Source organism: Nitratidesulfovibrio sp. SRB-5 (assembly GCF_019931275.1).
In the GTDB taxonomy this organism is placed as follows: Bacteria; Desulfobacterota; Desulfovibrionia; order Desulfovibrionales; family Desulfovibrionaceae; genus Cupidesulfovibrio.
The window spans coordinates 1,475,523-1,498,862 of the sequence record NZ_JAIOTY010000001.1 but is presented as its reverse complement, the minus strand read 5'-3'; the positions used below and the strand labels follow the sequence as shown (position 1 = coordinate 1,498,862).

18 protein-coding genes and 1 pseudogene are annotated in these 23,340 nt (G+C 65.5%); 13 read left to right on the top strand and 6 right to left on the bottom strand.

All coding sequences use genetic code 11. From position 1 onward, the window contains the following. Nucleotides 1-199 precede the first annotated feature (199 nt). The 3 genes and pseudogenes from ychF to rhuM all read left to right on the top strand — a co-directional run. A complete protein-coding gene (ychF, locus tag K6142_RS06115; RefSeq protein WP_012611385.1) occupies nucleotides 200-1,300 on the top strand; it encodes a redox-regulated ATPase YchF in 1,101 nt (366 codons plus the stop codon). A 115-nt stretch (nucleotides 1,301-1,415) separates the two neighbouring features. Next, the gene (locus tag K6142_RS06110) at nucleotides 1,416-1,718 is read left to right on the top strand and encodes a hypothetical protein (RefSeq protein ID WP_223290239.1); all 303 of its coding nucleotides are present in this window, start codon (nucleotides 1,416-1,418) and stop codon (nucleotides 1,716-1,718) included. Between the two features lie 12 nt (nucleotides 1,719-1,730). Further along, nucleotides 1,731-2,087, top strand: a pseudogene (rhuM, locus tag K6142_RS06105) (RhuM family protein); the annotation flags it as partial. On the opposite strand, the gene K6142_RS06100 reads toward rhuM, so the two are convergent. Further along, entirely contained in the window at nucleotides 2,066-2,665 is a 600-nt protein-coding gene (locus tag K6142_RS06100) for a hypothetical protein (RefSeq protein WP_223380770.1), read from the bottom strand. The pseudogene rhuM and the gene K6142_RS06100 overlap by 22 nt on opposite strands. A 644-nt stretch (nucleotides 2,666-3,309) precedes the next feature. On the opposite strand from K6142_RS06100, the gene pgm reads away from it, so the two are divergent. The 10 genes from pgm to K6142_RS06050 all read left to right on the top strand — a co-directional run bounded on the left by pgm (nucleotide 3,310) and on the right by K6142_RS06050 (nucleotide 13,938). After that, nucleotides 3,310-4,959: a phosphoglucomutase (alpha-D-glucose-1,6-bisphosphate-dependent) gene (gene pgm / locus K6142_RS06095; RefSeq protein WP_190243886.1), complete on the top strand. Its 1,650-nt coding sequence runs from the start codon at nucleotides 3,310-3,312 to the stop codon at nucleotides 4,957-4,959. 242 nt (nucleotides 4,960-5,201) lie between these two features. Next, a complete protein-coding gene (locus tag K6142_RS06090) occupies nucleotides 5,202-5,615 on the top strand; it encodes a response regulator (protein ID WP_012611379.1) in 414 nt (137 codons plus the stop codon). Between the two features lie 317 nt (nucleotides 5,616-5,932). Beyond that, on the top strand, nucleotides 5,933-6,316 hold the full coding sequence (gene gcvH / locus K6142_RS06085; protein WP_012611378.1) for a glycine cleavage system protein GcvH: 384 nt from the start codon (nucleotides 5,933-5,935) through the stop codon (nucleotides 6,314-6,316). A gap of 16 nt (nucleotides 6,317-6,332) precedes the next feature. Then, on the top strand, nucleotides 6,333-7,664 hold the full coding sequence (gene gcvPA / locus K6142_RS06080; RefSeq protein ID WP_190243887.1) for an aminomethyl-transferring glycine dehydrogenase subunit GcvPA: 1,332 nt from the start codon (nucleotides 6,333-6,335) through the stop codon (nucleotides 7,662-7,664). Continuing rightward, the gene (gene gcvPB, locus K6142_RS06075; protein ID WP_190243888.1) at nucleotides 7,661-9,106 is read left to right on the top strand and encodes an aminomethyl-transferring glycine dehydrogenase subunit GcvPB; all 1,446 of its coding nucleotides are present in this window, start codon (nucleotides 7,661-7,663) and stop codon (nucleotides 9,104-9,106) included. The genes gcvPA and gcvPB overlap by 4 nt, the downstream gene beginning before the upstream one ends. After that, nucleotides 9,096-10,517 (top strand): dihydrolipoyl dehydrogenase family protein, encoded by a 1,422-nt coding sequence (locus K6142_RS06070; protein ID WP_190243889.1) that lies wholly within the window; start codon nucleotides 9,096-9,098, stop codon nucleotides 10,515-10,517. The genes gcvPB and K6142_RS06070 overlap by 11 nt, the downstream gene beginning before the upstream one ends. A gap of 155 nt (nucleotides 10,518-10,672) precedes the next feature. Continuing rightward, nucleotides 10,673-11,710 carry an OmpA family protein gene (locus K6142_RS06065; RefSeq protein ID WP_190243890.1) on the top strand — a complete coding sequence of 346 codons (1,038 nt, stop codon included), beginning with the start codon at nucleotides 10,673-10,675 and terminating at the stop codon, nucleotides 11,708-11,710. 66 nt (nucleotides 11,711-11,776) lie between these two features. Beyond that, the gene (locus K6142_RS06060) at nucleotides 11,777-12,364 is read left to right on the top strand and encodes a hypothetical protein (protein WP_190243891.1); all 588 of its coding nucleotides are present in this window, start codon (nucleotides 11,777-11,779) and stop codon (nucleotides 12,362-12,364) included. Nucleotides 12,365-12,728: 364 nt separating this feature from the next. Further along, nucleotides 12,729-13,355: a peroxiredoxin gene (locus K6142_RS06055; protein WP_190243892.1), complete on the top strand. Its 627-nt coding sequence runs from the start codon at nucleotides 12,729-12,731 to the stop codon at nucleotides 13,353-13,355. A 319-nt stretch (nucleotides 13,356-13,674) separates the two neighbouring features. Continuing rightward, nucleotides 13,675-13,938, top strand: coding sequence for a hypothetical protein (locus tag K6142_RS06050; protein ID WP_012611371.1), 264 nt, complete (start codon nucleotides 13,675-13,677; stop codon nucleotides 13,936-13,938). A 102-nt stretch (nucleotides 13,939-14,040) separates the two neighbouring features. Here the strand turns inward: K6142_RS06050 and K6142_RS06045 are convergent, their stop codons facing one another. From K6142_RS06045 to K6142_RS06025, 5 genes are all read right to left on the bottom strand, one after another. Continuing rightward, nucleotides 14,041-14,406 (bottom strand): Hpt domain-containing protein, encoded by a 366-nt coding sequence (locus K6142_RS06045; protein WP_190243893.1) that lies wholly within the window; start codon nucleotides 14,404-14,406, stop codon nucleotides 14,041-14,043. Nucleotides 14,407-14,695: 289 nt separating this feature from the next. Next, nucleotides 14,696-15,277, bottom strand: coding sequence for a tetratricopeptide repeat protein (locus tag K6142_RS06040; protein WP_190243894.1), 582 nt, complete (start codon nucleotides 15,275-15,277; stop codon nucleotides 14,696-14,698). A gap of 17 nt (nucleotides 15,278-15,294) precedes the next feature. Then, nucleotides 15,295-16,905 (bottom strand): sigma-54-dependent transcriptional regulator, encoded by a 1,611-nt coding sequence (locus K6142_RS06035; RefSeq protein ID WP_190243895.1) that lies wholly within the window; start codon nucleotides 16,903-16,905, stop codon nucleotides 15,295-15,297. A 100-nt stretch (nucleotides 16,906-17,005) separates the two neighbouring features. Then, a complete protein-coding gene (locus K6142_RS06030) occupies nucleotides 17,006-19,123 on the bottom strand; it encodes a two-component system sensor histidine kinase NtrB (protein WP_190243896.1) in 2,118 nt (705 codons plus the stop codon). Between the two features lie 435 nt (nucleotides 19,124-19,558). After that, on the bottom strand, nucleotides 19,559-23,281 hold the full coding sequence (locus tag K6142_RS06025) for an AsmA-like C-terminal region-containing protein (RefSeq protein ID WP_190243897.1): 3,723 nt from the start codon (nucleotides 23,279-23,281) through the stop codon (nucleotides 19,559-19,561). Between the last annotated feature and the right edge of the window lie 59 nt (nucleotides 23,282-23,340).

Below are 23,340 nucleotides of genomic sequence, written 5' to 3'. Positions count from 1 at the left end.
AGCGCGCGGGCCGTGCGTACCGCGCCCGCGACCATTCCGCTATTCGTCGTGCTCACTGCCCCGCTGGCCCCCATCCCCGCCCGCCCTTTCCAAACAGCGCAAAAGACGCTATGAAGCCCCGGCGGCCACGCCGCCCCCCAACCCGCGCCCCGCGCCGCATATGGCGCGCGCGCCATCATCGCAATTTCCGGAGACAGACATGGCTCTCAGCATAGGCATCGTCGGGCTGCCCAACGTGGGCAAGTCCACCCTGTTCAACGCGCTGACCAAGGCCCAGAACGCCGAGGCGGCAAACTACCCCTTCTGCACCATAGAACCCAACAAGGCCACGGTGGCCGTGCCCGATGCGCGCATCGACAAGCTGACCGAAATGGCCAAGCCGCAGAAGACCATCAGCGCCACGGTGGACTTCATCGACATTGCCGGGCTGGTGCGCGGGGCCAGCAAGGGCGAAGGCCTGGGCAACCAGTTTCTGGCCAACATCCGCGAATGCGCCGCCATTCTTGAAGTGGTGCGCTGCTTCGACGACGAGAACATCACCCACGTGGACGGGGCCATCGACCCCATCCGCGACATAGAGACCATAGAGACCGAACTTCTGCTGGCCGACATCCAGTCCGCCGAAAAGCGGTACGATCGCCTGTCCAAGATGTCCAAGTTCGACAAGGACGCAAAGGCCGCGTCCGACGAACTGGGCCGTCTGCTGGAACACATGAACGCGGGTAACCCGGCCTCCACCTTTGAAGGCAAGGACAACGACCTGTTCAAGCAGGCCATGCGCGAAATGGGCCTGATCACCGCCAAGAAGGTCATCTACTGCGCCAACGTGGACGAGGCCAACCTGGACGGCACCAACGACCACGTGCGCCGCGTGCGCGAACTGGCCGAGCAGCGCGGCTGCGACATGGTGGTGATCTGCGCCAAGATCGAAGAAGAATTGCAGGGTCTTTCCGACGAGGAACAGGCCGAGATGCTGGCTTCTTACGGCATCAAGGAAAGCGGCCTCGTCAGCATCATCCGCACCGGCTACCACACGCTGGGCCTGGCCAGCTACTTTACCGTGGGCGAAAAGGAAGTGCGCGCCTGGACCATCCAGCAGGGCTGGAAGGCCCCGGCCTGCGCGGGCGTGATCCACACCGACTTCGAACGCGGCTTCATCCGGGCCGAAGTTATCGGCTACGACGACTACGTGAAGCACGGCACCGAGGCGGCCTGCCGGTCCGCCGGGGTGCTGCGCGTGGAAGGCAAGGAATACGTGATGAAGGACGGCGACGTGGTCCACTTCCTGTTCAACGTGTAACGCATGCATCGCCAGGCCTGACGCCCCGGAGAACAGCTGACCGGGGCGCGGGCCATGCCCCACAGCCCCACCGGACGCAAGCCGCCATCCTTGCAAGATGCCGACAGGAGGAGGGATGACCGACCTTCAATCGCCACTGCCGGGTGAATTCTTGCTCTACGAAGCCGAGGATGGTCATACCCGTGTGGACTGCCGGTTTGCCGAGGATACGCTTTGGCTTTCCCAGGCAATGATGGCCGAGTTGTTCCAGACCTCGTCGCAAAACATCACCCTGCACCTGAAGGCCCTGTACGCAGAGGGCGAAATTACCCCCGAGGCAACCTGTAAGAGTTACTTACAGGTTCGGGCCGAGGGGGCGCGGCAGGTTCGGCGCAGCGTAAAGTTCTACAGTCTCGACGCCATACTGGCCGTGGGCTAGCGCGTCCGTTCGCCCCGCGGCACCCAGTTCCGCCACTGGGCCACGGAGCGGCTGCGGGAGTATCTGGTCAAGGGCTTCACTCTGGACGACGAACGGTTGAAGAACCCGCCCGTTGCCGGATCAGCCGTGCCGGACCGCTTTGACGAGTTGCTTGATCGCATCCGCGACATTCGGGCCAGCGAACGCCGGATGTACCTGCGCGTGCGCGAGATATTCGCAATGGCGGCGGATTACTCCCCCACCCTGCCGGAAACCACCCAGATTTTCCGGTTCATCCAGAACAGTTCCAAGTTCTTTTTGTGGGCCAGCGCATTGAACAATTGTGGTTGCGTTGTTCATTTTTTGCCTCAAACATTATTGCACTTCTGATATTTTGAAATATTTTTGCACACTTCGGCGCTATCTGGGAATTCGCACGCTATTTTTATTTTTCCTCGTGCTGTGTGTATTTCCACAAAAGTGCGCCATACGCTATTGGCGTTAACAACTTTTGTAATGTCTGATGTGCTGATATCTATTCTTTTGAGCACATTAAAGGTGTCAAAGATGTGTACTTTTTTAGATGTAACAACTAGAAATTGATGCATTTCTGAGTATTGATATCTCATGTATAATAGTGATGATGTCATAAGTATAGTTAATGGAAGAAAATGTTTCATGTTGCTTTCAATAAATACCATGTATATTGCTAATGTAGATAAGCTTGAAATGCTTATTTGAATTAAGAAATAAAATGAACTGAATTTGTTGTAGTGGGGCGCTGCAAATGTGATATCCTGGCGGTTGATTTTTTCTCTTTCAATAAAATTTTCTATTGATTCATGGTAAAATGTTATTAGGTTTTTCTTCTTGAACATGATTATGTATAATAAGGGAAAGTTGGTGATGAATTGGTGGATGATGAAAAGCAATGCGCCGGAGGTCGCTGCAATTACTTGGGATTTCATTATACTTCCCTTTTGCATCAGGCGTGTGGCAGTGGCTTGTTGTGGAGGCTATCCGCCCGGACTTTCCCCTGGTTATATTTACCAGTACATTTCTTATGTCTTTTTTTTGCGAATGTAGAGCTTGCCGCATTGGCGCGCGAATCCGCACTACTTCCGGAGAGGCACCGCACATTATCAGACGCTGCCAACTTTTTTGGGCTTGCCCTCTCCACATTAAGTTATCGTCTAAAACAAGGACAATCACCAGAGCAGGCAGTGTCACCACGAAGCACCTCGACAAAACGCAAGCCTTGCCAGTACAATGGAATATATTTCAGATCAATGCCAGAGATGTTTCGACACATTTCGAGTGCATTCGGAATCACTTTTGAGCAAGCAAAAGATCGTTTTGAACGCGGCCTCCCCTTTGATTACAAGCCATAACGCACGCTCCCCTAACGTTTTATAGCACTCACCCCCCACCCCACATAAGACAATACTGCGCCACCGTACACGTCCTCCTCTTTTTAAATGTTCACACCTCAAGCCTGCCTCGCCTTGCTTCATTATAACTCCTCCCCCACCTTGCGCTCCCCCTGCCCCGGCGGTATACAAATTCTCCAAACACTTCGGCACACTTCGCGCCGTCAGGACAGGAGCACGCCATGGCAACGCATCCACAGGCCGGGCAGCGGCCCGAAGCTTCGCAACTGGTGGACATTCCGGCACTGGTCGCCGCCTACTATACCGAGCATCCGGATACCGCAGCGCCCGAGCGGCGCGTGTCCTTCGGCACCTCCGGCCACCGGGGCGGCGCGCTGTCCGGCAGCTTCAACGAGGAACACATCCTCGCCGTCACCCAGTCGGTGTGCGAATACCGCGCGCAGGCAGGCATAACCGGCCCGCTGTTTCTGGGCATGGACACCCACGCCCTGTCGGAACCCGCCCACCGCACCGCGCTGGAAGTACTAGCCGCCAACGGCGTGTCCACGGTCATCCAGCAGGGCGGCGGCTACACCCCCACCCCGGTCATTTCGCACGCCATCCTCACCTGGAACGCGGGCCGCGCGCAGGGCCTTGGTGACGGCATCGTCATCACCCCCTCGCACAACCCCCCGGAAGACGGCGGCTTCAAGTACAATCCGCCCCACGGCGGCCCGGCAGACACCGACGCCACCAAGTGGATTCAGCGCCGCGCCAACGAACTTCTGGATGACGGCAACCGCGCCGTGCGCCGCATGCACCTGCGCAATGCGCTGGCCGCCCCGTGCGTGAGCCAGCGCGACTTCGTGCGCGGCTACGTGGCCGACCTTGCCTCGGTGGTGGACATGCCCGCCATCAAGGCCGCCGGGCTGAAGCTGGGAGCAGACCCGCTGGGCGGCTCGTCGCTGGCCTACTGGCACCCCATTGCCGAAGCCTACGGCCTCGACATCACCGTGGTGAACGACGCGGTGGACCCCACCTTCCGGTTCATGCCGCTGGACAAGGACGGCAAGATCCGCATGGACTGCTCGTCCCCGTGGGCCATGGCCGGGCTGATCAATCTCCGCGACAAGTTCGACGTGGCCTTCGGCAACGACGCCGACGCAGACCGCCACGGCATCGTCACAGCATCGGGCCTGATGAACCCCAACCACTACCTGGCCGTGGCCGTGTGGTACCTGTTCCGCCACCGCCCGCAGTGGTCGCCGCAGTGCGCCGTGGGCAAGACGCTGGTCACCAGTTCCATGGTGGACCGGGTGGCCGCATCGCTGGGCCGCAAGGTGGTGGAGGTGCCCGTGGGCTTCAAGTGGTTCGTGCAACCGGTGCTGGAAGGCAGTTGCGGCTTCGGCGGGGAAGAAAGCGCCGGGGCGTCCTTCCTGCGGCGCGACGGCACGGTGTGGACCACCGACAAGGACGGCCTGCTGCTGAACCTGCTGGCGGCGGAAATCATGGCCGTGGAAGGCCGCGACCCGGCGGAACTGTACGCCAGGCTCACGGAACAGTTCGGCGCGCCGCTGTACGAACGCCTGCAATCGCCCGCCGGGGCGGAACGCCGGGCCGTGCTGGCGAACCTTTCGCCCGACGTGCTGACCGCCACCGAACTTGCGGGCGCGCCCATCACCGCCATGCTGACCAAGGCCCCCGGCAACGGCGCGCCAATCGGAGGCCTGAAAGTCATTACCGACGACGGCTGGTTTGCCGCGCGCCCCTCCGGCACAGAGGACATGTACAAGATCTACACGGAAAGCTTCAAGGGTTCCGACCACCTGAAGCGCATCCAGCAAGAGGCCGTGGACATCGTGGACCGGGCCTTTGCCGCCGCAGGTGTATAGACAATCACGCCCCCCGCGCGGCCGTCCCATCAGAAAAAATCTCAGCGCGTTAACGCTCATTGACCGCACCACCGCTGACGGCTATGTTCGTCAGCAATTCCGAGGGGCGACGCCGGAGTGCGTCGATACAATCCGCGTTACGGACCGCAACGCGTGTACCGGGCATCCATCAGGCCGCCGCCCCACGCAGGCCCGGCGGCAAAACCACGGCGCACCACGAGCGCAGGCAGAAGGACGTTCCGATGAAATTCCTGGTCGTTGACGACGACTTCGACAGCCGCAGACTGGTCCAGAAAATCCTTCACCCCTACGGGTATGTCGACATCGCCACCGACGGCGAGGAAGGCGTGCAGGCCTTTGCTTCCGCCCTCAAGGACGGCGAACCCTACGACGTGGTCACCCTCGACATCCTCATGCCCAACGCAGACGGGCAGCAGGCCCTGCGCGAAATCCGCGAAATCGAAAAAGAAGAGGGCGTAGCCCCCGAAAAGGCCGTGAAGGTCATCATGATTTCCGGCCTGGACGATTCGCAGGAAGTGCACGACGCCTTCTTTCTGGGCGATGCCGTCAGCTTCATCGTAAAGCCCATCCGCCGCCAGTTGCTGCTGGACGAAATCGAAAAGCTCGGCGTGCATCTGGAAAAGACCGAAAAGTAGGCACGCCTACTCCTCCTTTTCAATGTGTCGCGCACTTGCGGGTCGCGCCGTGTCCGGCTATTACCGGTGCACCGCGCGCTCGCCGTGTTCCCGGTGCGTCCGGCGTGCACCTTGTTACCGCAGCAAGAGCAGCGCCGCACCAGCCGTACCCCGCACCGGGACAGGCTGCGCCACCGTACCGGGGCAGACCGCGCCCCGCATTGTTCGCGGCAGCGCCACACACACCGCAGCCGGGCCGTGACCGCCGCGCCCGCGCCGCGCATTCCACTCACCCCCATTGGCCACCACCACAGGCCCAACCCTTCCAGGAGGCACACATGTCCATTCCCGCCGACCTGCTCTACACCGATACCCACGAATGGGTGCGCATCGAAGGTGACGAGGCCGTCATCGGCATCACCCAGTTTGCCCAGGAACAGCTGGGCGACCTGACCTTCGTCGACCTGCCCGCCGTGGGCGACACCCTGGCCACCGGCCAGGAAATGGGTTCGGTGGAATCGGTGAAGGCCGCCAGCGAACTGTACTCGCCCCTTGCCGGCACCGTCAGCGCCGTCAACGACGCCCTGTCCGGCGCGCCGGAACTGGTGAACCAGTCGCCCTACACCGACGGCTGGATGGTGCGCGTGAAGCTTTCCGCCACGCCCGAAGGCCTGCTCTCCGCCGCCGACTACGAAGCCGTCGTCGCGCGCGAAGCCCACTAGCGGCAAGGAGCAGCCCATGCCGTTCATCCCGCACTCCCCAGAGGAGGTCCGGGAAATGCTCTCCGTCATCGGCGTGCAGAGCATCGAGGACCTTTTCGTCGATATTCCGGCAGAGATGCGCCCGCGCAGCTTCGAGCTGCCCCTGGGCCTCAGCGAAATGCAGGTGCTGGCCAAGATGGAAGAAATGGCCGCCCGCAACCGCACCGACGTGGTCAGCTTTCTGGGCGGCGGCTTCTACAGCCACCACATCCCGGCTGCCGTCGATGCGCTGGTCTCGCGTGGTGAATTCTACACCGCCTACACCCCCTACCAGCCGGAAGCCTCGCAGGGCACCCTGCAGGCCATCTTCGAATACCAGACGGCGGTGTGCCGCCTGCTGGACATGGATTGCGCCAATGCCTCGGTGTACGACGGGGGCTCGGCCATCTTCGAAGCCATGATGATGGCCGTGCGCGCCACCAAGCGCCGCAAGCTGGTCATCGACGAGGCCGTCAGCCCCATCTGGCGCACCATGCTGGCCTCGTACACGTCCAACCTCTCGCTCGACCTGGTCACCGTGCCGCAGGTGGACGGCAGGTCGGACATGGCCGCCCTGAAGGCCGCCGTGGATACCGGCTGCGCCGCCGTGGTGGTGCAGAACCCCAACTTCTTCGGGGTGGTGGAAGACTTCACCGACCTGTTCGCGCATGCCAAGAGCCAGAAGGCCGCCTCGGTCATTTCGGTGTACCCGGTCATGCAGTCGGTGCTGAAAACGCCCGGCGAAATGGGCGCGGACATCGCCGTGGCCGAAGGCCAGTCGCTGGGCCAGCCGCTGAGCTTCGGCGGGCCGTACCTGGGCATCATGACCTGCACCAAGGACATGGTGCGCCAGATGCCGGGCCGCATCGTGGGCCGCACCAACGACACCGAAGGCCGCACCGGCTACGTGCTGACGCTGCAAGCGCGCGAACAGCACATCCGCCGCGCCAAAGCCACGTCCAACATCTGCTCCAACCAGGCCCTGTGCGCCCTGCGCACGCTGGTGCACCTGTGCCTGCTGGGACCGGAAGGCCTGATCCGCACGGCGGAACTTTCCATGGAACGCGCCCGCTACGCCATGGAACGGCTTACCGCCATCGCCGGGGTGCGCCCGCTGAACACCGCCCCCTTCGGCAACGAATTCGCCGTGCGGCTGCCCATTCCCGCCTTCGAGGCGGTGGACAGGCTTACCGCGCGCGGCTACGTGCCCGGCTTTCCCGTGGGGCGCTACTACGCAGGCATGGACGACGTGCTGCTGGTGGCCTGCACCGAAAAGAACAGCTTCGAACAGGTCGGCATTCTGGCCGAAATGCTGGGAGGTATCCTGTGAAGACCGCCTTCGCCGCATCCGTCCCAGGCCGCACCGCCTGCCTGCCCGCACAGCCCAAGATGCATGCGGCAGACATGCTGCCCGCAAACCTGCTGCGCGCCAGCCGCCCCGCCCTGCCCGAACTGGGCGAGCTGGACGTGGTGCGCCACTTCACGCGGTTGTCGCGCCTGAACTTCGGGGTGGATTCCAATTTCTACCCCCTCGGCTCGTGCACCATGAAGTACAACCCCAAGTTCACCGAACAGGTGGCCGCCCTGCCCGGCTTTACCCGGCTGCACCCGCTGATGGCCCAGTTGAAGGGCGCGGGCCAGTACACCCAGGGCGCCCTTGAGGTGATGTGGGAAACCGAGCGCCTGCTGTGCGAAATCACCGGCATGCGCGCGTTCACCCTGCACCCCATGGCGGGCGCGCACGGCGAGCTTACCGGCGCCATGCTCATCGCCGCCTACCACAAGGACAAGGGCAACCGTAAGACCAAGGTCATCTGCCCCGACTCCGCCCACGGCACCAACCCCGCATCCGCCGCACTGGCCGGGTACGAGGTGGTGAACATCGAATCGAAAGACGGCATGGTCGACCCGGACGCGCTGGAAGCCGCCCTGGACGACGACGTGGCCGCCCTGATGATGACCTGCCCCAACACCTTGGGGCTGTTCGAAAACCACCTGCCGCGCATCGTCGAAAAGCTGCGCGCGGTGGACGCCCTGCTCTACTACGACGGCGCCAACCTGAACGCCATTCTCGGCAAGATGCGCGTGGGCGACGTGGGCTTTGACGTGGTGCACCTGAACCTGCACAAGACCTTCGCCACCCCGCACGGCGGCGGCGGCCCCGGTGCCGGTCCGGTGGGCGTCAGCGAACGGCTGGTGCCGTACCTGCCCATCTCGCGGGTGGAAAAGCTGCACGATGGCCGCTACTACCTGAACTACGACCATCCGAAGTCCATCGGCTTCATGGCCCCGTTCTACGGCAACTTCGGCGTGCTGCTGAAGGCGTATGCCTACATCCTGCGCCTGGGCGGCGAAGGGCTGGAACGCGTTTCGGAATACGCGGTGCTCAACGCCAACTACCTGCGCAAGCGGCTGGAAAAGGTGCTGGAAATCCCCCACGACCGCATCTGCATGCACGAGTTCGTGGCATCGGCCTGCAACCACGCCGAATGCGGCATCCGCGCGCTGGACGTGGCCAAGGCACTGCTGGACAAGGGCTACCACGCACCCACCATCTACTTCCCGCTCATCGTCAAGGAATGCATGATGTTCGAGCCCACGGAAACCGAGAGCAGGCAGACGCTCGACGAATTCGCGGACGACCTCATCGCCATTCTGGAATCGGCGGCCCAGAACCCCGACGCCCTGCACGCGGCCCCGGTGACCACGCCGGTGCGCAGGCTGGACGAGACGGCGGCGGCCCGCAACATGGTGCTGACGGATGACGCCTAGCACCCGCTACGACATGATCATACTCGGAGGAGGGCCCGGCGGAAGCCGGGCCGCCTTCGATGCTGCGGCGCGCGGGCTTTCCGTGGCCCTTGTGGACCGCGACGGCCTGGGCGGCACCTGCCTGAACCGGGGGTGCATTCCCACCAAGCTGCTGCTGGGGGCCACCGCCGCCCTGCCGCTGCTGGAAACGCAAAAGAAGCTGAAGGGCGCCGACGGCCACATCGCCTTCGACCTGCCCGCCCTGCAACAGCGCAAGGACAGGTACGTCAAGGGCACCCGCCAGGCGCTGGAAAAGCGCCTGAAGGCGGCGGGCATCGCCGTGTATGCGGGCGAGGGCCGGGTGACGGGCGAACGGCAGGGCGATGCGGACGGCGAACTGGCCGTCGTCGCCACGCAGGCGGACGGCACCACGCAGGAAACCCGCCTTGGCTGGGGCACCCTGATCGTGGCCACCGGCTCCACTCCGGCCAGCTTTCCCGGCCTTGCCGCCGACGGCGCGGCGGTGCTCGACTCCACCGCGCTGCTTGACGTGACCAAAGCGCCGGAAAGCCTGATCGTGGTGGGCGGCGGTGCCATCGGCCTGGAAATGGCCGACTTCTTCTCTCGCCTTGGCACGCGCATCACCATCGTGGAAGGCATGGGCCGCCTGGCACCCACCGAGGATCCCGAAGTGGGCGACACCCTGCGCAAGGTTTACGCGCGCGAGGGATGGACCATCCACACCGGTCGCAAGGTGGCCTCGCTGGCTACCGTTGACGGCCACGCCGTGCTGCGCTTCGAGGACGGCGAGGAACTGACCGCCAGCAAGGCCTTGCTGGCCGTGGGACGCCGTCCCGCGTCCGTCGGCATCGGGCTGGAGGCGCTGGGCGCAACCCTGCGCGGTCCCGGCTGGGTGCAGACCGATGCATGGCTGCGTGCGGCACCGCACGTATACGCCATCGGCGACGTGAATGGCCGCACCCTGCTGGCCCACGCGGCGGACCACCAGGCCCGTCACGCCGTGCGCCACGCCTGCGGAGACACCGCGGCACCCTACGATGCAGGCGTGATGCCCGCGTGCATCTACGGTCATCTGGAGGCGATGCGGGTTGGCCCTACTGCGGAAGAGTTGAAGAATGCGGGATTTTCCCCCCGTGTTTCACGCTCTATGCTCATTGCCAATCCCATTGCGCAGGCGTATGGAATGACGCAAGGTTTCATCAAGATCGTCTGGGTTGACGGGCGTATCCGGGGCGTGACCGCCGTGGGCCACGGCGTTTCGCACCTGGTGACGCTGGCAGCCGTGCTTGCAGGAGGGAGCGGCACGGCGACTGGCTGGACCGCGCACGATGCGGGCAACGTCATCTTCGCCCACCCGACGCTGGATGAAGCACTGGAAGCCGCCATCGAGGCTCCGCAAGAGCCCGCATGACGGCATGCCGCCCGTAAAAAATCGGAAAGATTGTGCCTAAAGCGCAGAAGGGTCTTGTCACGACCGTATTTTGACGGTAACTTGCACAATATGAAGATAATTCCGGGCTGGAGTATTTTCCCTGCGTCAACATCAGCTATTCTTTGGAGGCTCCCATGAAATTTTCGAAAATCCTGACTCTGGTTGCGGCGCTGATGCTTGTCTGCGCTGCCCCGGCCTTCGCCGCCGGTCAATCCACCCTTGTGCCCAAGATCTCCAGCTTCGACTTCTTCGTGGACTATTCCGGGTCCATGATGATGTCCCACGAGAAGACGGGCAAGAACAAGATGGAAATGACCAAGAAGCTGCTCTCGGCCATCAACGCCAAGGTCCCGGCGCTGGGCTACGAAGGCGGCCTGCACACCTTCGCCCCTTCGACCGAAATCCAGCCCGTGGCCGCGTGGGACAAGGCGTCCTATGAAAAGGCCATCAAGAAGCTGAACGAAAACGAAGACACCTTTGCCCGCATGACCCCCATGGGCACCGGCCTCCAGAAGGCCACCTATGCCAAGGCCATGAAGCGCAAGGCCGCCATGATCATGATCAGCGATGGCGAATCCAACCTGGGTTCCGACCCGGTGGGCGAAGCCAAGCTGCTGCTCTCCACCAACCCTGGCCTGTGCCTGCACGTCATTTCCATGGCCGACAAGCCCGCCGGTCAGGCCACCCTTGACGCCATCGCCAAGCTGAACGGCTGCGCCGTCACCGCCAATGGCCCCGAACTGCTGGCCAACGAAGCCGCCCTCGACAAGTTCGTGCGCGACGTCTTCTACGAAGAAAAGGCCGCCCCCGCCGCTGCCGCCGCCGCCCCCATGGACGAAGTGATCGTGCTGCGCAGCATCCAGTTCGCCCTGAACTCGGCCAAGCTGGACGCCACCGCCACCAGCATCCTGGTGGAAACCGCCGCCATCCTGAAGTCCAAGAAGGGCTCGGTTGAAGTTGCCGGTCATACCTGCAGCCTCGGCACCGACGAATACAACCAGAAGCTGTCCGAAGCCCGCGCCAAGTCGGTCAAGGACTTCCTGGTCAAGCAGGGCGTCGAATCCTCGCGCCTGATCACCAAGGGCTACGGCGAATCCAAGCCCAAGTACGACAACAGCACCGAAGACACCCGCAAGCTGAACCGCCGGGTCGAACTCTCCTTCATCAAGTAGCACAACGGACCATGAAGGCCCGGTGGGGAAACCCGCCGGGCCTTTCCGCAAACGGAGACGAAGTCGATGAAGCAAGGCCGCATCGCATTGGCCGCAAAGGCCCTGACGCTGCCCGTTACCCTGGCCCTGGCCCTTACCGGGGCTGTCTGCGTTTCTCCGGCTGGCGCGGCGGATACCGCCGCACCGCAGGCCCAGCAGACCAAGAAGACCCAAGAAAAGGCCCCCGCAAAGTCCACGGACAAGACCGCCAAGCCCGCCGCCAAGTCCACGCAGGTTGCCAAGGTGACCCCCGCCAAGAAACCCGTGGGGGAAACCATCGAGGACGTGCACAACAAGCTCGATACCCTGGCCCGGGCCAAGCTGCGCCACATGAACGAAAGCCTGCGCCCCTGCCAGACCCGCAAGGACGTGGTGCAGAACGGCAATGAATTCGTGGCCCGCTATCTGGCCGTGGACCCCGACTCGCTCTCCACCGACGTGCACGATGCCCAGGGCCCCGGCGCCAAGTACGTGGGCCTGATCGTCTACCACGAGCAGGAATTCGAAAGCCGCGCCGCCTCCAAGGAGGCCGCCCTCACCGGCGACTTCTCCGTGGTCAAGGCCCGCCGCGTCACCGAAATCATCCGCTACGACAAGGGCAAGTGGATCGACTGACGGTCATCCCGCCCCCGCCTGCTTTCCGCAGACGACGTACGCCGCATGGATTCCGCATCCGTGCGGCGTTTGTGTTTGCACGGCCTGATTCCGACGCACGGACATCCCGACGGCACTCGCCAGCGTCGTCCCCTTTCACGCAACATGTCCTCCGCCCGCCGCCCTGTTGATGGCGCCCCGTTCCCGCCGCAGGCATCGGCAACGCCACACCATGCGCCATACGCGCACGCCCGCACATCGCCCGATGGTTCGGCTACGGCACGGCATCACTTTTTTTCACCACACTCTTGACGACGCGGCCTGGCGGTGCCATAAATGATACCAGCAATCATTACTAAAAACTCTTTCAAAGGAGTCATCGAACATGAGCTGCCCCACTCAACAGGAATATCCCACCCTTGCCACCGTTGGCCGCCCGGTGAAGCCCTTTACCCTTGAAACCTACGACCCCACCGAAGGTTCCTTCGGCCAGATTTCGCTCGAAAAGCTGCAACAGGACCGCAAGTGGACCGTGCTGGTGTTCTACCCCGCCGACTTCACCTTCGTGTGCCCCACCGAACTGGCGGACCTTGCGGAACGCCATGCGGCGCTGAAGGACATGGGCGTGGAAGTGATCTCGGTTTCCACCGACACCAAGTTCGCCCACCTTGCCTGGCGCAATTCCGAACGCCTGCTGGAAAACGTGCGCTACCAGATGGCCGCCGACCCCACCGGCGCGGTATCCCGTTACTTCGGCGTGTATGATGAAAGCGCGGGCATCGCCCTGCGCGGCACCTTCATCATCAACCCGGAAGGCACCCTGGTGGGTTCCGAGGTGAACTTCTACAACGTGGGCCGCAACGCCGCCGAGCTGGTGCGCAAGATGCAGGCCAACAAGCACCTGCGCGACCACCCGGCGGAAGCCTGCCCCGCCCGCTGGGAACCCGGCGCCCGCACCCTGACCCCCTCCGAAAAGCTGGTGGGCAAGGTATACGAGGATCTGATTCCCTAACGGACGACCGACGTACCGTGCGACCGCCCATGCAACACCGGTCGTGCGCCCGACATCGGATATGAGGCCATGCACGCGACGGGGCACGACAATGTCGTGCCCCGTTCTCGTTCCGCCCCGGGCGGCGGGCACCAGCCGGACGGCACGGCGCCACCGTGCGCCCTTGCCTTGCCCCCGTACCGGCCATAGTTGTCAGATACAGGCACAGGTCTGCATTGGCCCTGAACGCCTGCAACGGCTCTGAATGCCTGCATTGGCCCTGGATGCCTGTAGCGGCCCTGGATGAACAACAGGCGCGTGGACGCGCCGGGGAGGCCACATGACCAACCGTCAGGTTTCGGCTGCGGCAACGCACGCGCAACAGGAAACGGCCAGCGCCCCGCGCGGCTTCAGGGAGGTGCTGCTGTCGCCGGGCGATTGCAGCGGATGCGGGGCGTGCATGGAACTGGCCCCGGACATTGTCGGCTGGCGCGAAGGGGACGAGCGGCCATTTCTGGTCAGCGACATGGCCCCGGACGGGGTGCTTACCGAACTGATGGCCTTCTGCCCGGAAGGGTGCTTCGAGGATGGCGATGCGGCCTGATGCGACCTGATGCGGCCCGGCCTCCGGTGGATACCACCGGACGGGCCGTTGCCATCGCCTCTCGCCTGTTCCCGCCCGCCTGCGCCGCCCCCCGCAGTCCGGTCAGGTTCTGTTGGCCGCCAGCCACGCCCCGATCTGCTCGCGCGTGAGATCGGCATCTTCCAACAGCCCCAGCCATTCCAGCCGGGCCGTGGCCATGTCCTCGTCGCGGCAGGCCTGGTCCAGGGCGGCGGCCCGTTGATGCAGGCGCGATGCACCGATGGTGGCGGATGCCCCTTTCAGGCTGTGGGCAAGGCGCGCAAGATCGGCCAGCCGTCCTTCCCCCAGCGCAACCTGCATTTTCGTCAGGCGATCGGCAAAATCGGGCAGAAAGGTGTCGAGCAGCAGCGTGAGGAATTCGCGGTCACCTTGCAGGCGGTGCAGCACTCCATCGATGTCGAATACGGGAGGGAGAGGGGGCTGGCTCATGGGGCACTCGTAACGGCTTGCCGGACCACGCCGCTGGCGGACATCCCGGCCGGTGCGGACGTGGTACCGAGGTTCATCCGGCAGCCTACGGCAACACGCCCCCCGTAGGCAAGCGGATACCCTTCGCGGTGGACCGATTACCGATATTTACAATACGAAAACCACCCTTTGCAGGGTGGTTTTCAATACAGTCACATACTTCCCGTGTGCCTCCGGACCGGCACCATGCCCGGCAAACCCGTCCCCCTCCGGGTCGGTGCCAGCCCGTCCAGCCATGTGCCGCAAGGCCTTACGGCAGATATTCCACGGGGCTCGGCGGCAACGCCGGGTCGGGCACGTCGCCCCTGTCCATGCCGCGTCGGAACATGTCGCGCGAGCGCTTCATCTCTTCCAGGGCATTGGCCTGGGCAGCCTCGCGCGCGTAGATGTCCGCCGCCTGCGGACCCAGGCCCAGTTCATCGCTGCGCAGCAGGTCCACGCGCGGGCGCACCGCCCGCAGCACCTCGGTCCTGTCCGTGCTCCATCCGGACCACGCGGCACGGGCCGCATCGCCGTCGCGCGCGGCAATGGCCGCGATGCCCGACCAGAACCGCGCATATTCGCTGGCCCGCCAATCATCCATCAGCGACGCCAGCACGGCTCGTGCCCCCGCGTAGTCGCCCTGCCGGTACAGGGCATAGCCGTGGCGCACCCCGGCCCGCCAGTCGGACGGGTTTTCCGTGGTTACCTGGGCGTAGGCCGTGGCGGCCTCTGCGTACCGGCCCTGCTCCAGCAGGGACGAGGCCCGCATGCTTGCGCCGGAGCACCCCAGCAGGGTTGCCGCAGCAGCGGCAAGTGCCACGCACAACGCAACACCGCGCATCCTGTTCATGACGCCTCCCTGGCGGGCTACATGCCGCGCCGTATCAAACCGAACTTCTTCAGCTTGTATTGCAGGGTACGCCGACTGATGCCCAGCGCGTCCGCCGTGCGTTCCCGGTGTCCTCCATGCACTTCCAGGGCGCGCAGCAGCGCATCGCGCTCCGCGTCGTCCAGAGAGCCGGGATAAGCCCCCGGCACGCCGCCGTAGCCCCCGGGCATGAAGCCGTCGCCCTCGCCGGACCAGTTCGCATCACCGCGCGGCATGGCGGAAGCGGCATCCTGCCCCCAGGGCCTGCCCTGGCGCTCGAAGGCGCGGTCAACCATGACGGGCCTGTCGGACATGTCCGGCCTGTCCGAACTGTAGGGGCGCTGGCGGTCCCCCCCCCTGTCCTGGCCCCTGTCCTGTCCCCTGTCCTGGCCCCTGTACTGCCCACCGTCCGGGCCGCCCCGTTCCCACCGGTCGGGACGATCCGCCAGCACCTGCGAGGGCAGCGAATCCGGTCCCAGGGTATCGGACCGGCTGAGTATCAGCGCCCGCTCCAGCACGTTTTCCAGTTCGCGCACGTTGCCGGGCCAGGAATAGCGCATCAGGGCGTCGAGAAATTCCGGGCTGACGCTGCGGATGCCCTTCTTGTTCTTGCGGCACAGGCGCTCCAGCAATCGCCCGGCCAGCATGGGCAGATCCTCCAGCCGGTCGCGCAGGGGGGGCGAGATAACCTCCAGCACGTTGAGCCGGAAAAAGAGGTCCTCGCGAAATTCGCCTGCCTCCACCGCGCGCTTGAGGTCGCGGTTGGTGGCCGCGATGATACGCACGTCCACGGGCACCGGGCGCACCGCGCCCAGCGGTTCCACCACGCGCTCCTGCAGGGCGCGCAACAGCTTGGATTGCAGTTCCAGCGGCAGTTCACCTATTTCGTCCAGAAACAGCGTGCCGCCCCGCGCCAGCTGAAAGCGTCCCGGCTTGTCGCGCACGGCCCCGGTGAACGCGCCCTTCATGTACCCGAACAGTTCGCTTTCCAGCAGATGTCCGGGCAGGGCCGCACAGTTCACCTTCACCAGCGGCTGGTCGGCACGGTTGCTGGCGTCGTGCAGGCCCTGCGCGATGAGTTCCTTGCCGGTGCCCGATTCCCCCATGATCAGGATGGTGGCCTCGCTGGGGCCCGCCTGCCGGATGAAGTCGCGCACCCGGCACATGGCCTGGCTGGCCCCCACGATGGGCGCCGTGGGGTCGTCGTCGCTCAGGCGGCGGCGCAGGTTCTCGTTTTCTTCCAGCAGTCTGCCGAAGTCCCAGGCCTTTTCCAGAACGGCGGTCAATTCCTCGTTGTCGGCGGGTTTGGTCAGGTAGTCGAAGGCGCCCTTCTTCATGGCCACCACGGCGGAGCCCACGGTGCCGAAGGCGGTCAGCATGACCACGGGCAGGCCGGGGTACATTTCCTGAATGCGGGCCAGGGTTTCCTGGCCGTCCATGCCGGGCATGCGCATGTCCAGCAGCACCACGTTAACGCGGTCCTGGACCAGATGCTCCAGGCCTTCCTCTCCGGAACCGGCCTCTTCCACGCTCCAGCCACTGTCCTCCATGACGGCGCGGACCATCAGGCGGTGCCCGGGTTCGTCGTCGATGACCAGAAGTCGCTTCATCTTGATTCCTTGGTGATGGCTATGTGAATGCCCGCGCCCGACATGACGGCGAGGACCATCAGGCGGTGAACGGGTTCGTCGTCGATGGCCAGAAGTCGCTTCATCGTTTGTCCTCGGTTATGTCGATGACCGTATCAGTGGCGGACGGGTCTGTCGTGGAGTGTCCGGCAGCGGCATGTCCGGCAGCGGCACGTTCATGGCCGGTGGCGTTCCGGGCGTCGCCACCCGGCGCGATGCCGCCATGCCCCTCCCCCCGGCCTTCCCGGCTGGCCGTGGCCATGTCGAAGGCCGCCGCACCGGGGCAATTGCCCATCGGTATGTCCGCGCCATGGTCCAGCGGGTCGCAGCCCTCCGGCATGTTCATTCCCCCCGCCCTCTCGGCCTGGCCGGTTCGCGCGGCGTGCCCCGCCCCCGGAAAGAACAGCGCCACCGTGGTGCCGCGCCCCACCTCGGAATCTATCTGCGCGCGGCCACCATGGTCGCGCATGGTCTTGTGCACCAGGGCAAGGCCAAGGCCGGTGCCCTTCTTCTTGGTGGTGTAGAACGGCTCAAAGGCCTGCTCGCGCTGCTCGCGGCTCATGCCCGGTCCGGTGTCGCGCACGAACACCCACACCCCGCCGTCGGAGGCCATGGACGAGATGTGAATCTCGCGCCCCACCCCACCAGCGGGCTGCGGGCACTGCGACAACGCGTCCAGGCTGTTCAGGACGAGGTTCAGCAGAGCCTGCTTCAGCGCGTCCTCGTCGGCCATGACCAGGTCGGGCCCCAGGCTGGTGCGCATGTGCACCCCCAGCTTGCCCGCGTCGAAGCGCACCAGGCTTTCCAGTTCCGCCGCCAGTTGCCCCAGGCTGACCTCGCGCGGTTCGATGGCGCGCGGCCTGGCCAGGTACAACAGGTCGGTGATGACCCGGTTCAGCCTGTCCGCCTCGCGCACCATGGTCTGGGCGTAATTCTCGTCCGGCTGCTTGCCCGCCAGCTTCTTGGCGAAATACTGGGCAAAACCACGCAACGCAGAGAGCGGGTTGCGTATCTCGTGCGCCACCCCGGCGGCCAGGGTGCCCACGGCGGCCAGCTTTTCCGCCTCGCTCAGGCTCTTTTCCAGCTCGCGGATCTGGGTGCGGTCGCGGATGATGACGAGGCGGTCGTGCTCCTCGTCGCTTTCGCGGATGGGCAGGGTAAGGATTTCCAGATGCGCGCCATCCACGGTGCGGTTGGCCCATCCGGGGGTGGCCCCGCTGTCCGGCCCGGCGATGCACCCGGCGACTTCCGGCGGCAGATCGGCCACGTCCATGCCCGCAAGACTGCCATCGCGGGCCTTCATGATGTCGTGGGCCGCAGGGTTTGCCGCGCGCACCACGTTGTCCTGGGTGATGGTCAGCAGGCCGTCGGGCAGGTTGTCCACCAGCCGGGCCTGAAACCGTTCCAGCACGGCGGCGCGGCCCGCCTGCTCGCGGCGCTTCAGGAAACTCATGGTCAGCACCCAGATGAACACCGCCGCCGCCAGGATGTACGCCGCCTGAAACAGCGCATTCTGGCGAAAGCCCCGGTACACCGCGAGGTGCTTGGCCATGTCCAGCCCCACCACCAGGAAGGTGGGCAACTGGTTGGGGTCGTCGGAGGAAAAGTCGCCCTGACCGAACGAACCGGAGGGGCCAGACTGGCCGGGGGCATGCGCCTGCCCCCCGTCGGCCCCGGCCTCGGGGCGGGCCTGCCCGGTGTCGTCCAGATCCGTGTCGTGCATCAGGGTATGGCTGCGGGGCAGGATGCGCTTGCCGTACACGTAGGCGCTGAGTTTGCCGAACGTGGCGCGACCATGCCATTCGCCCTTCTGGGCCAGGTCCTGCAAGGCCTCGGGCGGAAAGACCAGCGTGCCGCCCGCCTCTTGCGTGGGGCGCGAGGTAAGCACCCGCCCCCCCTGCCGGTCGATGATGCCCACGAACAGCACGTCGCCGCTCTGCTCCAGTTCGCGGAACAGTTCCGCCGTGCCGGGGCTGAACAGGCCGGGTCCGTTGGGCCGCATGAACAGCCCGCGCCGCAGCGATGTTTCCACCGCCTGCAACACCGACCGGGCGGTAAGGATGAGGTGCTGGGTGCCCGCCTCTTCCTGCCGGTTCAGGGTCTGCCCGGTGGAGACGATAAGTGAAAGCCCGATGGTCACCAGCGCCATCACCGCAATGATCAGGGTGCTGCGTTCGGTGTTCTTGTCGGCTATATCCATGAAACGTCCTTGGAAAATCCGTGGGGATGCGCGCACCCTGCTGCACAAGAAGCCGGGCGCGGGAGGCTGGCATGAAAACCTCGTGCCAACTCATGCACAACGTGATTCCAGACAGTTACGCAAACAGCATTGCACAAACAACACAAACATGCGCCTGTCTGTGCATAAAATTGCACACGGTAAAAAAACGCGCAACCTCATTGTACGTGTGCAACGGCGGAAGGATGGGGGACGGTCACGGGGGACGCAGAAAACGCAAAGGAAGAAGCCGGAGAGGAAGGACAAGCGGAAAGCCGGGCCTGCGCCTGTCCCTGCGAAGCAGGGGAAGGCTTTTGCGACACGACGGAACCGGCTGGCGCCCCGGCGGTATCCGGCTGACGGCTGCCCGCAGGGCCAGCACCCTTGGCCCGGTCGCCCCTTCGGTCATCCGCCGGGCTATTGCCCCGATTGCTGCCGGGGCTGTTGCCCGCCGGGCGTCGTGCCGTTGCCGCGCGCCGCGTCCTGCAAGCCCTCCAGCACCCGCAGCGGCATGCCGATAACCCCGCCCAGCAGGTCGAACACGGTGCTGCCCAGGTTACCCAGGGTGCCTGTGACGATGCCGGTCTGGCGCACGCTGGTTTCCGGCTTGCGCAGGTCGCCGTGGAAGCGGATGGGAAAGGTGGGCACCCGTACCACTGAAACGTCCGTGGTGTAATCGATGCGTTTTTTCGCAAGGTCCACCCAGCCCCGGCCCACCATGGTCAGCAGCAGGCTGTTCAGGGTGAAGTCCTCGTTGTGCAGCACCCCGGTGCGCATGTAGCCGCTGGCGCGCGCCTCCGAGAACGGGGTCCTGGACTGTTCCGGCGTGCTGGACTTGCCGCGCGTGCTGTAGAAGCCGTCGCGCACCTCGAAGGCCCAGGTGCCGGAAAGGGCGGCGGGCATGTCCAGTTCGGTGCGCAGGGGGCCTTGCACATCCAGCACCAGCAAGGTCTTGCCGCCCACGTAGTCCTTGCCCGCGAAGCGCAGCCCCACCGGCTCCAACTCGAAGTCGCGCGCGTCCAGCACAAGGCGCGTGACCAGCGCATCGCCCGACGTGGCGCGGATGCTGCCGCCCAGCGTGCCGCCGTAGAAGCCGGAGGCGATGGGCCCCACTTCCAGTTGCCCGTCGCGCAGCAGGATGGGCGCGGTAAAGCCGTCGAAGCGCAATTGCTTGAAGGTGCCGCGCCCCACAGACACCCGCCCGTCGGCATCGAACGAACGCAGCCACGCATGGTGCAGCGGCTCGTTGGAAGGCGCGGGCTCCGGCTCGCCGGGGACGGGGTCCGGCGTGCGGGGGGCCAGATAGCGGTCCGCGTCGAAGGCGTCGGCGTGCAGGCTGAACCTCCACAGGGGGCGCTGGCCGGAAATGCGCGAAACGGTGCCCGCCACGGGCTGGCCGTCCAGCACCAGCCGGACGTTGGTCAGATCGAAGGTGTTGCCGGACTGGTGAAAGCCCGCCGACAGGTCCGCCGTGCGCAACGCGCCGTCACTCATCTTCCATGGCGCAAGGCCCAGCCCTCGCAGGGTGGCGCGCGGGTCCGCGAAACGGGCGGACAGGGTGCCCGCCCAGGTGGCAACCTTGTTCATGCCGGTGGCGCTGAGGGACAGGCTGCCCCGTGCGCCCAGCGATTCCGCCTCCAGCCGGTCGGCGCTCAGGGAGCCCGCGTCGAAATCGAAACGGACCGGGCCGGTGAAACGCGCCTCCACCGTGCGGTCAAGGTCGGTCAGCGCGGGCGGCAACGCAAGGCGCAACGTGGCGGGCAACAGGTCGGCGGCCACGGGCAGGCCGGTGGCCGTATCGAACAGCAACGGCCCGTTGGCCGTGGCTTCCCATTCCGTGCCGCTGGGGGTGCGCATGGCCGCCCGCCAGACCCCGGTCCACGGCAGGCGCGCCGGAGGCCTGGGGGGCACCTTGCCGCCCGGCAGGCCCTGGCCGGTGGCTTCCCCCCGCAGGTCGAACCGGGTGAACGGCTGCCGCTCCAGCGCGCCGTTGCGCCACACCAGCAGGAAACCATCGTCGATGCGTGCATCCAGCGTGCCCCGCATGGAGGCGGCCACGGCCCCCAGGCTGTGGCCCTGCCCGCGCAGCGCGGCCTTGAGCGCCAGCTTTCCCGCGGCGGATTCGCGCCCGCTGACGATGGCCGCCGGGCGCGCCAGGGCCACGTCGGCGGCGGTGAATTGCAGGCGGTAGTCGTCCACGATGTCCAGCAGGGCCTTTGCCGTGCCGCCGTAGAACGAGGCGGCGGTGAATTCCAGCAGCGTGCCCTCGCGCGAGGGGGAGCAGCGGAAGGCCAGCCCGCCCACGTCGAACTTCCAGCCGTGCGCCTTTTCCGCCCGCACGCGGATGTCGTAGCCCACGTCCGGAATCTCGTCCGACGGAATGGCCCCGCCCTGTGGCGCCGCCCCCTGCGTCCCGTGGGCCGCCTCCACGGCGGGCGGCCCGGCATGGACCAACGGATGCGGGTCGGCCCCGGCCAGTTCGGGCATCACCCTGTTCACGTCGATGTCCGCCCCGGCCACGTCTATGGCGATGACCGGCGCGGCGAAATCGGCCACCCCGCCCGAGCCGTGCACGGGCATGCCCAGCACATCGGCTTGCAGCACGGGCACGCGCAGCCCGTGCCGGTCCAGCGAAAATTCCAGATGGCCGGAAAGAGCGTCCAGCGCGTGCTGCAAGCCCACGGGCAGATCGCGCGCAAAACCGAACCAGCGCGGCAGGCTGAGCCGCCGCACCGTTGCCGTGCCCCGCGCCGTCGCGGCGGCAGTGCCCAGTCCGCTCAGGCTGGCGGTCACTTCCAGGGCGTCCTGCTCCAGTTGCAGGCGTGCGCCGGTAATGCGCGGATCCGCGCCGCGTCGCGCATCGAAGGGCACCACCAGTTCGAAGGGCACGGCCTGCCCACCCAGCGGCATGTGGCCGCGCGCACGCGCCGTGCCCTGGGCCCCTGCGGGCAGCAGCCCGGCCATGCCCGGAATCGCAGTGTCCGGCGTGGCATGGGAAACAGCCGCCTCCAATCCCAGCGAACCGGTGACGCCCGGCGCCACGTCATATGTGCAGGACATGCGCAACACGCCCGCCCCACCGCCAGCCCCCCTGACTGCGGCACTGCCCGGCCCGGCGAGGGGACCCTGTCCTGCCTGACGTTCCAGACTGGCCTGACGGTCCTGATTGGCCAGGCTCTCCTGGCTGGCGGGGTTCTTCTGGCCAGCGCCCTCGCGGTGGGGCATCACGTCCAGCGCCCCCTGCAACAGGTCGCGCAGCGCCCTCCACCCGCCACCGGGCGTGGTGAACGACACGTCAAGGTCGCGCAGCATGGCGGGCCGTGCCTGCGGCCCGGTGCGCCACTCCAGGCTGCCGTGCCGCAGCGCGGCCTCTGCCAGACGCCCCTTGCTGGCCACCAGATCGACATCCACGCCCCGCACATGGAGTTGCGCACCGCTGACCGTGTTGCGCCACTGCATATCTGCATCGTCGATGCGCAACGTGGCGGTGCCGGTCAGCGCAACCTGCGGCGTGAACCAGGAGATGTCCGATGACGGGGACGGAGCTTCCATGCGGGGTTCTTCCCGCGCAGCAGTGGGCGCAGCAGTAGGCGCAGCAGTAGGCGCCGCCGTGGGCGCAGCAGTGGCATCCACGGGGCTGACAGAAGCGTCGGGGAAGGCGGGAGAGGCGGAAGACGCGGCGGAGGAATCAGCGGGCGAAAGGGGCGCGGGTGACGACGTGTCGGCGCTCCCTCCCAGTCGCCCAAGCAGCCCGTCCCAGCCGTTGCGGCCTTCGCCATCGGCCAGCAGCACCAGTTGCGGGCGGGCCACTTCCACGCCGCGCACCTCCACCCGGCCCGAAAACAGCGGCGCAAGGCGCAGGTTGAACCGTGCCTCGGCCACCCGCAGCAACGGCTCCTGCCCGGCAAAGGGGGCTGCCTGGTCCACGATCACGTCGCGGGCCACAACCGTGGGGTCGGGATCGAAGACCACCCGCACCCCGCCCTGCACCCGGCTGGCGTGCCCGGTGAGCGCGGTGAGCGATTCGCCCAGCTGGCGCGCCGCCGCATCGGAATCCACCAGGTGGCGCAACGCCGCGTAGCCGCCGCCCACGGCAAGCAGCACAAGGCACAGGATGATAGGCAGGGAGCGCAAACGCATGGGGGTTCCGGTTCGACGAAGTGAAGCACGCACGACGGGACACGCGGCACGCCACCCTT

Bases quoted from the DNA above. Each gene is read 5' to 3' on its own strand.
- K6142_RS06035 (WP_190243895.1), bottom strand. From the start codon at position 16,905: ATGAAGCGACTTCTGGTCATCGACGACGAACCCGGGCACCGCCTGATG.
- K6142_RS06050 (WP_012611371.1), top strand. From the start codon at position 13,675: ATGACCAACCGTCAGGTTTCGGCTGCGGCAACGCACGCGCAACAGGAA.
- K6142_RS06025 (WP_190243897.1), bottom strand. From the start codon at position 23,281: ATGCGTTTGCGCTCCCTGCCTATCATCCTGTGCCTTGTGCTGCTTGCC.
- K6142_RS06070 (WP_190243889.1), top strand. From the start codon at position 9,096: ATGACGCCTAGCACCCGCTACGACATGATCATACTCGGAGGAGGGCCC.
- K6142_RS06055 (WP_190243892.1), top strand. From the start codon at position 12,729: ATGAGCTGCCCCACTCAACAGGAATATCCCACCCTTGCCACCGTTGGC.
- ychF (WP_012611385.1), top strand. From the start codon at position 200: ATGGCTCTCAGCATAGGCATCGTCGGGCTGCCCAACGTGGGCAAGTCC.
- gcvPA (WP_190243887.1), top strand. From the start codon at position 6,333: ATGCCGTTCATCCCGCACTCCCCAGAGGAGGTCCGGGAAATGCTCTCC.
- gcvH (WP_012611378.1), top strand. From the start codon at position 5,933: ATGTCCATTCCCGCCGACCTGCTCTACACCGATACCCACGAATGGGTG.
- K6142_RS06100 (WP_223380770.1), bottom strand. From the start codon at position 2,665: ATGAAATCCCAAGTAATTGCAGCGACCTCCGGCGCATTGCTTTTCATC.
- K6142_RS06110 (WP_223290239.1), top strand. From the start codon at position 1,416: ATGACCGACCTTCAATCGCCACTGCCGGGTGAATTCTTGCTCTACGAA.
- K6142_RS06090 (WP_012611379.1), top strand. From the start codon at position 5,202: ATGAAATTCCTGGTCGTTGACGACGACTTCGACAGCCGCAGACTGGTC.
- K6142_RS06040 (WP_190243894.1), bottom strand. From the start codon at position 15,277: ATGAACAGGATGCGCGGTGTTGCGTTGTGCGTGGCACTTGCCGCTGCT.
- pgm (WP_190243886.1), top strand. From the start codon at position 3,310: ATGGCAACGCATCCACAGGCCGGGCAGCGGCCCGAAGCTTCGCAACTG.
- K6142_RS06065 (WP_190243890.1), top strand. From the start codon at position 10,673: ATGAAATTTTCGAAAATCCTGACTCTGGTTGCGGCGCTGATGCTTGTC.
- K6142_RS06030 (WP_190243896.1), bottom strand. From the start codon at position 19,123: ATGGATATAGCCGACAAGAACACCGAACGCAGCACCCTGATCATTGCG.
- K6142_RS06060 (WP_190243891.1), top strand. From the start codon at position 11,777: ATGAAGCAAGGCCGCATCGCATTGGCCGCAAAGGCCCTGACGCTGCCC.
- K6142_RS06045 (WP_190243893.1), bottom strand. From the start codon at position 14,406: ATGAGCCAGCCCCCTCTCCCTCCCGTATTCGACATCGATGGAGTGCTG.